Origin of the sequence: Atlantibacter sp. (genome assembly GCF_032062175.1) — a bacterium.
Lineage (GTDB): Bacteria > Pseudomonadota > Gammaproteobacteria > Enterobacterales > Enterobacteriaceae > Atlantibacter.
The window spans coordinates 171,388-184,324 of record NZ_DAMBQK010000001.1; the positions used below are offsets into that span (position 1 = coordinate 171,388).

Consider the following 12,937-nt stretch of genomic DNA (forward strand, 5'->3'; position numbering starts at 1 on the left):
CACTTTGAAATACTTCGTCTCCTTTCGCACCACGCTGAAAGTTTCTCGCTATCTTTTTCGCGCCCTGGCGTTATTGCTATGGCTGCTGATCATGCTGTTTTCGGTTTTTTATATTGTCAGTGCCCTGCATGACAAAGAGTCGGAAATCCGCCAGGAATTTAACCTCAGCTTCGATCAGGCGCAGCGCTATATTCAGCGCACTTCGGATGTGATGAAGGAGCTGAAGTACATTGCTGAAAACCGCCTCAACACCCCGGACGGCGCGATATTAAGCGCGGGCAAGCGGGACAACAGCGCCGAAATCCCGGCGTTTATGCCGCTGTGGTCGGATTCCGATTGCAACGCGATGAGCAACGCCTGGCGCGGCTCACTGCAATCTATGTCCTGGTTCTTACGCTACTGGCGGGATAATTTTTCTGCGGCCTATGATTTAAACCGCGTGTTCCTGGTGGGGACCGAGGACATGTGCCTGGCGAACTTCGGCCTGCGCGACCGCCCGGTAGAGCGTGACAGCATTCTGAAGTCGTTCCATGACCGGATCGTGAAATACCGTAACCAGCCACAGGAAGAGCGCACCAACGGGCTGTACTGGATAGGGCAGGGGCCGCGCCCTGGCGTGGGCAATTTCTACGCCATTACCCCGGTTTACCTGGCTAATCGCTTACAGGCGCTGTTAGGCACCGAGCAGACCATTCGCGTGGAGAACTTTTTTACCCCCGGCAGCCTGCCGATGGGCGTGACGATCCTTGATGAAAACAGCCATCCGCTGATTTCACTGACCGGTCCGGAAACCCGTATCGTTCCCGATCCGCGCTGGGTACAGGATCGCGCCTGGTTTGGCTACACCGCCGGTTTTAAAGAGCTGATCCTGAAAAAGAACCTGCCGCCGTCCTCCCTGAGCATCGTTTATTCGGTGCCGGTGGATATGGTGCTGGAACGTATTCGGATGCTGATTTTAAACGCCGTGCTGCTGAACGTGCTGGTGGGGATTGTGCTGTTCACCCTGGCGCGGATGTACGAGCGGCGGATTTTTATTCCGGCGGAAGTGGATGCCCAGCGGCTGGAAGAGCATGAGCAGTTCAACCGTAAAATCGTTGCCTCCGCGCCGGTGGGGATTTGCATTCTGCGCACCCAGGACGGCTCGAATATCCTCAGTAACGAGCTGGCGCATAACTATCTCAATATGCTGACTCACGAGGACCGCCAGCGGCTGACGCAAATTATCTGCGGCCAGCAGGTTAACTTCGTCGACGTGTTAACCAGCAACAATACCAATTTGCAGATTAGCTTTGTGCATTCCCGCTACCGTAATGAAAACGTGGCGATCTGCGTGCTGGTGGACGTGTCGGCGCGCGTCAAAATGGAAGAGTCATTGCAGGATATGGCCCAGGCCGCAGAGCAGGCCAGCCAGTCGAAATCGATGTTCCTCGCCACCGTCAGCCATGAATTGCGTACCCCGCTGTACGGCATTATCGGCAACCTGGATTTGCTCCAGACCAAAGCCCTGCCGAAAGGCGTGGACCGGCTGGTGACGGCGATGAACAACTCCTCCAGCCTGCTGCTAAAAATCATCAGCGATATTCTCGATTTCTCGAAAATCGAATCCGAGCAGCTCAAGATCGAACCGCGCGAGTTCTCGCCGCGTGAATTAATGAGCCACGTCACCGCCAACTATCTGCCGCTGGTGGTGCGCAAGCAGCTCGGCCTGTACTGCTTTATCGAGCCCGATGTGCCGCTGGCGTTGCAGGGCGATCCGATCCGCATCCAGCAGGTGATTTCCAACCTGCTGAGCAATGCCATCAAATTTACCGATGTCGGCTGCATTATATTGCATGTCGATCAGGCGGACGGTTATCTGCGCTTCAGGGTGCGGGATACCGGCGTCGGCATTCCAGCCAAAGAGGTGGTCAAACTGTTCGACCCGTTCTTCCAGGTGGGGACCGGGGTGCAGCGTAACTTCCAGGGCACCGGGTTGGGCCTCGCGATTTGTGAAAAACTGACCACCATGATGGACGGCGATATCGCCATTGATACCGAACCGGGTCTCGGCAGCCAGTTTACGGTGCGTATTCCGCTGTATAAAGCGCAGGCTATGCCGGTTGATGGCGTCGAGGGGCTAACCGATAAGCGCTGTTTGCTGGCGGTACGCAATGCCTCTTTGCAAACCTATCTGGAATCGTTGCTTGAGCATAGCGGTATCCGCGCGCAGCGTTACGACGGGCAGCGAGCTGATGTCGACGATGTACTCATTACCGACGATGTGCTCGACGACGAATGGGAAGGGCGGGCGACCATTGTCTTCAGCCGTCGCCATATTGGCGTACCGTTTGAGCAAAGCCCCGGCGTGTGGCTGCAAAGCGTGGCTGCGCCGCACGACCTGATTGCGCTACTGGGCCGTATTTACAGTATTGATATCGGCGCGACGGGGATTAATGGCGCGTTGCCCGCCCCAACCGGCGTTAACGAGCAGAACGATGACATGATGATCCTGGTGGTGGACGATCATCCGATCAACCGACGCTTACTGGCCGATCAACTGGGTTCGTTAGGCTATCAGTGCAAAACCGCCAACGACGGCGTGGACGCGCTCAGCGTGCTGGCGAAAAACCATATCGATATCGTATTAAGCGACGTCAACATGCCGAATATGGACGGTTATCGTCTGACGCAGCGTATTCGCCAGCTCGGGTTGACCCTGCCGGTGGTGGGCGTCACGGCAAACGCATTGGCAGAAGAGAAGCAGCGTTGTATTGAATCCGGGATGGACAGCTGTCTGTCAAAACCGGTAACGCTGGATGTGCTGAAGCAGACGCTGGCGTTGTATGCGGATCGGGTTCGTAAAGCACGTAAATAAAAAAAATGCCCTCCATCGGGAGGGCATTTGAGGACTTACTCTTTATCCGATGGCGCGAGCGTCACCGAAGAGAGGTAGTTCAGCAGGGCGATATCGTTATCCACGCCCAGTTTCATCATCGCCGACTTCTTCTGGCTACTGATGGTTTTAATACTGCGGTTAAGCTTTTTAGCAATCTCTGTCACCAGGAAGCCTTCAGCAAAGAGACGCAGTACTTCGCTCTCTTTCGGTGACAAGCGTTTGTCGCCGTAACCGCTGGCGCTGATTTTCTCCAGCAGGCGAGACACGCTTTCCGGGGTAAATTTCTTGCCTTTTTGCAGCGCGGCCAGGGCCTTCGGCAGGTCCGTTGGCGCGCCTTGCTTCAGCACAATCCCTTCAATGTCCAGCTCCAGCACGGCGCTTAAAATCGCCGGGTTGTTATTCATCGTCAGCACGATGATGGACAGATTCGGGAAATGGCGTTTGATGTACTTAATCAGCGTAATGCCGTCACCGTATTTATCTCCCGGCATCGAGAGATCGGTGATGAGCACGTGCGCGTCGAGCTTAGGCAAATTGTTAATCAGTGCTGTGGAGTCTTCAAACTCGCCGACAACATTCACCCATTCGATTTGTTCCAGAGATTTACGAATACCGAACAGTACAATCGGATGATCATCGGCAATAATTACGTTCATATTGTTCATGTAATAGGCTACCTTGCTACAGCAAGCGATTGACGTAGGCGTCAATGTCACTGATATCTTTTTCAATACCTGGAGCATCCTTCTCACGAATATTATGCTCCAGCGTTTCACATAACTGCTTGCCGGGGACAAGATTGAGCATGGCGAACACACCTTTCAGGCGGTGCGCCGTCTGAGCCAGCGCAGCAAAATCGCTTGTCGCTGCCTCAGTATACAATCTCTTCACATCGTCCGGTACTGTGTCGACAAACAGGGCGTAATAGCCGCTGGCGTGAAGTTGAGCATTTTCATCACCGCCCAGAGGAGATTCCGGGCTGGCTTCCTGCGCCAGTTGCTCTTCTATTAGTTGTAGCACCGCTTCCTGCAAAGCTGCGCTGATATTAAAGTTAACGCGCAGTTTACCCGGTGCTAACTGTTGTACGCGGTCCTCATCATCGCTTAAAAGCAGGCCGGTTGCTGTAAGATTTGACGGATTATCAGTTAAGAAAATATCAAACTCTTGACTTATCAACCGTTCGTCAGGGGTGATGCAACTCGCCCCCCAGCTTTCCAGCAGGCGTACCACCACCGCGCGTACTTCATTAGATGTAACATCCACCATCGCGACGACATCATCCAGCAAACGCTCTTCGTCTTCTTCTTGCTTCGATTCCACCGCCATATTGAGATGCAGCGAATAGCGCGTCCCCAGCTCATTACGCGATTTAATATTCAGATAACCACCTAGCTGTTTCGCCAGTTGATTACACAGGTAAAAGGTGAGCCCATTGGCTTTACCGAAGCGGTCGGCAGAGGTGTCGTTGAGGAACGGGAAATGAAGGTTATCGATTTCCTGCGCGGTCAGCCCCTGGCCGGTATTCAGAATACGCAACGTCAGGCGCTCGTTCGCCGACTCTTCCTGGCTGACTTCGAGGGTGATTTTGCCGATATCGGTGGTGGTCACCGCGTACTGCAACAGCATCAGCAGGATTTTTTTCAGCGCACCGCGATCCCCGTAACGGCTCTCATTGGCGGCCAGCTGGTTCTTGACCAGCAGTTGCAGACCTTTGCGCTTGGCGGCGGGCAGGACCTGCGGCACGACCTCGTCGATCACTTCCTGGATCGAGAACTCGCTCTGCATGGTTTTCCAACTTTCGGTTTCCAGCAGGTTTAACAACTGAATTTCATCCACCAGCCGCACGATTTCATCGGCGTGATTGACCAGTGCGCGGTGGTCAGAACTGGCAGCCAGCCCCGCCTGTTCCGCCAGCTTCATAACCGGTGTTTTTAACGCTTCGCCAATATGTTGCATAAACGCCGCGCGGCCCTGCTGGTTTTTCTCATACAGGCGCTGCGCCTGTTTGAGTTTCTTATTCACCAGGATTTCCCGATCCTGCTCGCGGATCACGAAAATTTGCGTGCGGGGCACCACCTGGCTGCGGAACTGGCGGATCTCATACAGTTCATTATTGATGGTCGCCTGAATCACGCCCTGGTGCTGATCGGCCATTGCGGTAATGTTTTGCAGGTTTAAATGCGGCAACAGATGATCGGCGATACCGTTGCTGATCAGCGTGCGGTTTGACTCCAGATCGTGCACCAGCAGGCCAAGCGGCAACAGCGTAACGATCTCTTCATTCAGCGCGCGCAGCTTTTTCATCTCTCCCTGCCAGGCGTTCGGCACATTGTTTTCAACCCGGTGCGTCGGCTGGTTGCGGAACGTGGTGTAGCCGAACAGCGCCAGCGCCAGCAGGCCAATATTCAGCAGCAGCGGCAACAGGATATTTTGCAGCGTTTCTATCAACAGCGTGCCGAAGGGGACTTCCCACACCAGCTTCAGATGGGTGGAATTCAGCGGCGAGGTGATCTCAATGCGTGAGCTGTTGAAATTAATGGTGACGCTGTCGGGATCTTCCCGGTCATTGCCCGCCTGGACGCTTTGGGTGTTGTCCTGGTCGAGACGGAAACTGTCCAGCGCCATGCCCGGCGGGATCAAATCGTTAATCGGTAAGTCAAACGCCACCACCGTCGCCAGATGGCCCGGCTGGTTAAACGTGGTGCGCAGGGTAAAGTAGTGGCCGTTTTGCCAGGCGAGGCGGCGCAGGGCGGAGAAACTTTCACGCTCGTCCAACGCGTTAGCCTGTTGCAGCATCTCCGCACGGCGTGAATCAACGACGTTGCTGATCGACCCCTCTTTAAAGCCGGTGGATAAATCTTTTAGCGGCAGGGTAGAGACCAGAATCATGCTGTTATCCTGGCCATTCAGATAATACATCGACCAGGGCACGTTCTCAGCGCCCCACAGGGTGTCCAGGTAATTTGAGATCCGCTGGGTCATCTCCAGCGTTGAGTTGTCGTGAGAGCCAAAAATCAGCGCCTCGGTTTTGCGGCGCGGTTTTTCGAGGTAGTAAACGTCCTGACGCAGACGGGTTTCCTGTAACCCCTCATTCGCCGGCGAAGTGGAAGGCGCGATGTTGTCGTAAATTTGCCATGTGGCGTAGCGGTAGGTATCGATGCGCTTGTGCAGCGCATGGGTGATATCGACGATTTGATAGCTTTTATCTTTAAGCCAGGTATTGACGGCGCTCTGAGTAATCACCCCCATGGTGACCAGCAAGACCACGATAAGCAGAAGAAAAAAACGCGTGATGCTGCCCGGCATCAAAGAAAACTTGTTGGGGATCATTGTGTCTGACTGACTCATTATCGTGTGTTGTCCGCTGGCTAAGGGCGTAATAAAAAGCGTATAGCGTCGGTTCCGTGACGCGATCGCGGTAGCAAGCGGCAGGCGCGCGCAAAGATACCGACACCGCAGTATAAAGCGAACAGCGTGATTTTCCAGACCAGTCGTGCTAAAGCGGGTGCGCTGAGCGGATCCGCAGCGAGTAAAATAAAAGCAGAATAAAAGAAATAACGTACTGGAATTAATACTTAAAAGACAAACGCAAACGTAGCGGTAATAGCACAAATAATCAAAGCGAGGCGGTGGAATAAATTAAGAGACCGCATAATTACGCAGCAAACTTATCCATAGACGCGGTGGGGCGTAGCACAGATTTATTCAGTTAACGTAAAGAAGCGTAAAAAAAACCGGATGCGAGCATCCGGTTGAAATAGGGGTGAAACTGACATTCAGGATCGAATGACGGTAATAAATAAAGTTAATGATGATAGCGATATCTATTTTAGTGATGAATAGAGAAAAGGTTTTATCATTCAGTGCGGTAAAAAAGCTTTTTCTTTAAGCTATTGTTATTGTTGAAATATCACTATTTTTTGATTATCAGTGCGATATTTTTTAGCTTTTCGTGCTAAAAAAAGTTCCCTGATTTTTACATATTGTTACACCTATAATGCTAAATGAAACACCTTAAAAGTTTTAGTATCATATTCGCATTGGATTAATCTGGATTTGTTTTGGACAATGGGTTTGCCGACTGATTAGAGGATTAATCAGTAAGCAGTGGTAATAAAAAAAGGCATATATAAAGGCATATAACAGAGGGTTAATAACATGAAAGTTAAAGTCCTGTCCTTATTGGTACCGGCGCTGTTAGTCGCGGGTGCTGCAAATGCGGCTGAAATTTATAACAAAGACGGCAACAAACTGGACCTGTACGGTAAAGTAGACGGTCTGCACTATTTCTCTGATGACGATGGTTCTGACGGCGATCAGACTTACATTCGTCTCGGCTTCAAAGGCGAAACCCAGGTTAACGACCAGGTCACCGGTTATGGCCAGTGGGAATACCAGGTCAACGGTAATACTTCAGAAAGCGAAAACAACGCCTGGACTCGTCTGGCGTTCGCGGGTCTGAAAGTGGGCGACGCAGGTTCTTTCGACTACGGTCGTAATTACGGCGTTGTTTACGACGTGACTTCCTGGACCGACGTTCTGCCGGAATTCGGCGGCGACACTTACGGTTCTGACAACTTCCTGCAATCCCGTGCTAACGGCGTTGCCACCTACCGTAACACCGACTTCTTTGGTCTGGTTGACGGCCTGAACTTTGCTCTGCAATACCAGGGTAAAAACGGCAGCGTGAGCGGCGAAGACTTCGGTGGTCGTGGCGTGCTGAAACAGAACGGCGACGCGTACGGTGCATCCGTAACTTACGATCTGGGCGCAGGCTTCGGTATCGGTGGTGCGATGTCCTCTTCCAAACGTACTGCTGACCAGAACAACCTGGCGGGCATCTACGGTAACGGCGACCACGCAGAAACCTATTCTGGCGGCCTGAAATATGACGCCAACAACCTGTACCTGGCTGCACAGTACACCCAGACTTACAACGCAACCCGTTTCGGTGGCGACTCCAGCGCTGCTGCTTACGGTTTTGCTGACAAAGCGCAGAACTTCGAAGTGGTTGCTCAGTACCAGTTCGACTTCGGTCTGCGTCCGTCCGTGGCTTACCTGCAGTCTAAAGGTAAAGACATCTCCAACGGCGTAGCCAACTACGGCGATCAGGATCTGCTGAAATATGTTGATGTAGGCGCGACTTACTACTTCAACAAAAACATGTCCACCTATGTTGATTACAAAATCAACCTGCTGGATGAAAACCAATTCACCCGTGATGCACGTATCGCGACCGACGATATCGTAGCGCTGGGCCTGGTTTACCAGTTCTAATCCTGACCAGTCTGTATCAAGGGAGCCTGCGGGCTCCCTTTTTTTATCCCGCTTCCCGACAATTTTCGAATTTTGTTGTACCCTGCGGGCCTCAACAAAGGGGTAGCAATGAATGAGACGTTTATCAGGGCTTTGCATGGGATGGGTGGCCGCCGTTCTTGTGCTTTCAGGATGCGATAATTCGCAGCAATCGACTGCACCTGCCCAGCGAGCCGTGGTGCTGGAAGGTAAAACCATGGGGACATTCTGGCGGGTGAGCCTCGCGGGCGTGGAACCCTCACGCGAAGCGGCGCTACGCGAAAAGATTCAGGCCCAGCTCGACGGCGACGATCGGCTGCTCTCTACCTGGAAAAATGATTCGGCGCTGATGCAGTTTAACCATTCCGCCCGCACCGATCCGTGGCCGGTGAGTGAAGCCATGAGTGATATCGTCACGCTGGCGCTGCGCATCGGCCATAAAACCCAGGGCGCGATGGACATTACCGTGGGGCCGCTGGTGAATTTGTGGGGCTTCGGCCCGGACAAACAGCCGGTGAAAACCCCGTCAGACGCCGATATCGAGCAGGCAAAAAACCGCGTCGGCATTGAGCATCTGAAAGTGATTCAGTCGGCAGGCGCGCAGTATCTGCAAAAAGATCTTCCCGATCTGTTCGTCGACCTCTCTACCGTGGGTGAAGGCTATGCCGCCGATCATCTGGCGCGCCTGATGGAACAAGAAGGCATTAGCCGTTATCTGGTCTCGGTGGGCGGGGCGCTGGTCAGCCGGGGCACCAATCCCGAAGGCCGTTCGTGGCGGGTCGCCATCCAGCAGCCGACGGACCGGGAAAACGCCGTGGCGGCGGTGGTGGATATTAACGGCCACGGCATCAGCACTGCCGGGAGCTATCGCAACTATTACGAACTGGACGGCAAGCGCCTGTCGCACGTGATCGATCCTGCTACCGGGTATCCGATCCAGCATACGCTGGTGTCCGCCACGGTGATCGCCCCTACGGCGCTGGAAGCCGACGGCTGGGACACCGGGCTGATGGTGCTGGGGCCGGAAAAAGCGAAAGCGCTGGCGCTGGAGCAAAAACTGGCGGTATATCTGATCGTGAAAGAGCCGAAGGGTTTCTCTACCTGGATGTCGCCGCAGTTCGAAACCTTCCTGCTGTCGCAGAAAAATTAAAAAGCAAGAAACTGAGTTTTTTGGCGCAGCCTTACTGCCAGAGTAGGGCTACCTTTAAAGAGGAGCGAGCCATGAAACAATCTGTCTACCACACCGACGATGCGCGCTGGCAGGCGGTGGAAACCCGCGATGCCCGTGCCGATGAGCAGTTCGTGTTCGGGGTTATCACTACCGGCATTTTCTGCCGTCCGTCCTGCCGGGCGCGCCATCCCCTGCGCCAGAATGTGCGTTTCTGGCATGATGCCGACGCCGCGCAGGCCGCCGGGTTTCGGCCCTGCAAACGCTGCCAGCCGGAAAAAGCGCCGCTGCGCCAGCAGCGCATCGCGCTGATCCGTAAAGCCTGCGAATTGCTGGATGCCAGCGAAGAAGCCCTCACGCTTGACGCCCTGGCGCAGGAGATGGCCATGAGCCCGTACCATTTTCATCGCCTGTTCAAATCGGTTACCGGATTAACGCCCAAAGCCTGGCAAACTGCCCGGCGCAATCAGCGGCTGCGCGATGCCTTAACCCACGGCGAGGCGGTGACGCCCGCGCTGTATCAGGCGGGTTTTGGTTCTGGGAGTAATTTTTATCGCGGCGCCGACGCCACGCTGGGCATGACGGCGAAACAATTCCGCAGCGGCGGCAAACAACTGAGCCTGCGCTACGCTCTGGTGGATTGCCATGTCGGGCGCTGTCTGGTGGCGCAAAGCGCGCGCGGGATCTGCGCGGTACTGTTAGGGGATGACGACGCGCAGCTTGAGGCGGAACTGGCCGGGCTGTTTCCGCTGGCTGAGCGCCATCTGGCACAGAACGATTTTAGCGATATTCTCGAAAAGGTCGTCGCCTGCATTCATGCGCCAGAAAACCGCCTCGACCTGCCGTTAGATTTCCAGGGCACGCTGTTCCAGCAACAGGTCTGGGAGGCGTTGCGCGCTATTCCGGCGGGGGAAACCGTCAGTTATCAAACGCTGGCGGCGCAGGTGGGTAAACCCAATGCAGTGCGTGCCGTGGCCAGCGCCTGTGGCGCGAACCGGCTGGCGATTATCGTGCCCTGTCACCGGGTGATCCGCCAGGACGGGCAGCTTTCGGGCTACCGCTGGGGCGTAGCGCGTAAAGCGGCGCTGCTGCAACATGAAGCCAAAAAGGAGACCTGATGCTCGATCTGTTTGCTGAAGATGAACCCTGGCAGGAGCCGCTGGCACCCGGCGCGGTGATCCTGCGCCGCTTCGCCCGCCAGGACAGCGCCCAACTGATGGCGTCGATTAACCACGTTGCCGCGCAGTCGCCGTTTCGCCATATGGTGACGCCCGGCGGCTATACCATGTCGGTGGCGATGACCAACTGCGGCGCATTAGGCTGGACCACCGACCGGCGCGGCTATTTGTATGCGCCCGTCGATCCGCAAACCGGCAACCCGTGGCCCGCCATGCCGGAAAGCTTTCAGCGCCTGTGCGACGCGGCATCCCAGGCGGCGGGTTATCCTGACTTCGCGCCAGACGCCTGCCTGATCAACCGCTATCAACCGGGGGCAAAACTGTCGCTACATCAGGATAAAGACGAACCCAACCTGGCCGCGCCGATTGTCTCGGTGTCACTGGGATTACCGGCGGTATTCCAGTTTGGCGGCCTGACGCGCAGCGCGCCGCTGCAACGGGTGATGCTGGAGCACGGCGACGTGGTGGTGTGGGGCGGCCCATCGCGCCTGTTTTACCACGGGATCCAACCGCTAAAAGAGGGGGAACATCCCCTGGCTGGCGGCTACCGTTACAACTTAACCTTCCGCGCCGCAGGGCATTACGAATAAAAATAAGAATTATTCTTGCCGTCGCTCGCCAGCCGTTTACACTGCATGCCTGATTGATTTTCTGCTGTGGATTGCTGCTATTTATGGAACTCCTGCTGGTCGTCTGGCGTCAGTATCGCTGGCCTTTTTTGATGGTGATGGCGCTGAGCCTTGCCAGTGCCGCATTAGGCATTGGGCTTATCGCGTTCATCAACCAACGCTTAATCGAAAACGTCGATATCTCCCTGGCGGTATTGCCTGAATTCCTCGGTCTGCTGCTGCTGTTAATGGCGGTGACGCTGGCCTCGCAGTTAGCGCTGACCACCCTCGGCCACCATTTTGTCTACCGCCTGCGCGGTGAGTTTATCAAACGTATTCTCGATACCCCGGTTGAGCGGGTGGAGCAACTCGGCAGCGCCTCGCTGCTGGCGGGGCTGACCAGTGATATCCGCAATATCACCATCGCTTTTGTGCGTTTGCCGGAACTGGTGCAGGGCATCATCCTGGCAATTGGCTGCGCCTGGTATCTGGCGGTACTGTCGCCGAAAATGCTGGTGATCACGACTATCTGGGTGGCGATCACCATTTGGGGCGGATTTATGCTGGTGGCGCGGGTTTACCGCCATTTGGCGATCCTGCGTGAAACCGAAGACAAACTGTATAACAACTACCAGACCGTGCTGGAAGGGCGTAAAGAGCTGGCGCTTAACCGCGAGCGGGCTGAACATATCTTCGATAAGGTTTACCAGCCTGATGCCAAAGAGTATCGCCACCACATCGTGCGCGCCGACACCTTCCACCTCAGCGCGGTGAACTGGTCGAACATTATGATGCTGGGGGCGATTGGCCTGGTGTTCTGGATGGCGAACAGCCTCGGCTGGGCGGATACCAACGTGGCGGCGACCTTTTCGCTGACGCTGCTGTTTCTGCGTACTCCGCTGCTGTCGGCGGTGGGCGCGCTGCCAACCTTGCTGACCGCCCAGGTGGCGTTCAATAAGCTGAATAAATTCCATCTCGCGCCGTACAAGCCGGAGTTTGCCCATCCGCAGCCGCGCGCGCCGTGGCAAACCCTGGAGCTGCGCAATGTGGAATTCCGCTACGGCGATAATTCATTTGCCGTGGGGCCGATTAACCTGACCCTCCATCGCGGCGAGCTGCTGTTCCTGATCGGCGGCAACGGCAGCGGTAAGTCCACCCTGGCGATGCTGCTGACCGGGCTGTACCAGCCGGTAGCCGGTGAGATTTTGCTGGATGGCCAGGTGATTAGCGCCAACAACATGGACGAGTACCGCAAACATTTCTCGGCGGTGTTTACCGATGTCTGGCTGTTCGACCAGTTACTTGGCCCACAGGGCCAGGCCGCCCGGCCCGAGCTGGTGGATCAGTGGCTGCAACGCCTGCAAATGTCGTCGAAGCTGGAGCTGGATAACGGCAAGATCCTCAATCTTAAGCTGTCGAAAGGGCAGAAAAAGCGTGTGGCGCTGCTGCTGGCGCTGGCGGAAGAGCGCGACATCATTCTGCTGGACGAGTGGGCCGCCGACCAGGACCCGCACTTCCGCCGTGATTTTTACCAGGTTCTGCTGCCGTTAATGCAGCAAATGGGCAAAACCATTTTCGCCATCAGCCATGACGATCACTACTTTATCCACGCTGACCGGCTGCTGGAAATGCGCAACGGTCACTTAAGCGAGCTGACCGGCGACGAGCGCGACAGCGCCAGCCGTGACGCGGTCGCCCGCACCGGCAGTTAAGCCGCGCGTTCACGAAAAAACCAGCATTCGCGACCGATGCTGGTTTTTTTTTATCCGCTTGTCCTCGCCGTTTAGTAAAATTTACAAAGCGCCCGCTATGC

The 12,937-nt window shown here is 55.2% G+C and carries 8 protein-coding genes; 6 read left to right on the forward strand and 2 right to left on the reverse strand.

The window, feature by feature from the left end:
- The first annotated feature begins 4 nt into the window (after window positions 1–4).
- Entirely contained in the window at window positions 5–2,854 is a 2,850-nt protein-coding gene (gene rcsC, locus RT120_RS00830; RefSeq protein WP_312978335.1) for a two-component system sensor histidine kinase RcsC, read from the forward strand.
- A gap of 35 nt (window positions 2,855–2,889) precedes the next feature.
- Here rcsC and rcsB read toward each other — a convergent pair whose 3' ends face one another.
- Both rcsB and rcsD read right to left on the reverse strand, forming a co-directional pair.
- Window positions 2,890–3,540: a response regulator transcription factor RcsB gene (gene rcsB / locus RT120_RS00835; RefSeq protein WP_125291583.1), complete on the reverse strand. Its 651-nt coding sequence runs from the start codon at window positions 3,538–3,540 to the stop codon at window positions 2,890–2,892.
- Between the two features lie 16 nt (window positions 3,541–3,556).
- Window positions 3,557–6,223, reverse strand: a complete 2,667-nt coding sequence (gene rcsD, locus RT120_RS00840; protein ID WP_312978338.1) for a phosphotransferase RcsD — start codon at window positions 6,221–6,223, stop codon at window positions 3,557–3,559.
- Window positions 6,224–7,033: 810 nt separating this feature from the next.
- On the opposite strand from rcsD, the gene RT120_RS00845 reads away from it, so the two are divergent.
- From RT120_RS00845 to RT120_RS00865, 5 genes are all read left to right on the forward strand, one after another.
- On the forward strand, window positions 7,034–8,152 hold the full coding sequence (locus RT120_RS00845; protein WP_312978340.1) for a porin OmpC: 1,119 nt from the start codon (window positions 7,034–7,036) through the stop codon (window positions 8,150–8,152).
- A gap of 136 nt (window positions 8,153–8,288) precedes the next feature.
- Window positions 8,289–9,320 (forward strand): FAD:protein FMN transferase ApbE, encoded by a 1,032-nt coding sequence (apbE, locus tag RT120_RS00850; RefSeq protein WP_312978814.1) that lies wholly within the window; start codon window positions 8,289–8,291, stop codon window positions 9,318–9,320.
- Window positions 9,321–9,391: 71 nt separating this feature from the next.
- Entirely contained in the window at window positions 9,392–10,456 is a 1,065-nt protein-coding gene (gene ada / locus RT120_RS00855) for a bifunctional DNA-binding transcriptional regulator/O6-methylguanine-DNA methyltransferase Ada (RefSeq protein ID WP_312978342.1), read from the forward strand.
- Window positions 10,456–11,106 (forward strand): DNA oxidative demethylase AlkB, encoded by a 651-nt coding sequence (alkB, locus tag RT120_RS00860; RefSeq protein WP_312978344.1) that lies wholly within the window; start codon window positions 10,456–10,458, stop codon window positions 11,104–11,106. Before ada ends, alkB begins: the two co-directional genes overlap by 1 nt.
- Window positions 11,107–11,189: 83 nt before the next feature.
- On the forward strand, window positions 11,190–12,836 hold the full coding sequence (locus tag RT120_RS00865) for a multidrug ABC transporter permease/ATP-binding protein (RefSeq protein ID WP_312978346.1): 1,647 nt from the start codon (window positions 11,190–11,192) through the stop codon (window positions 12,834–12,836).
- Window positions 12,837–12,937: the final 101 nt, after the last annotated feature.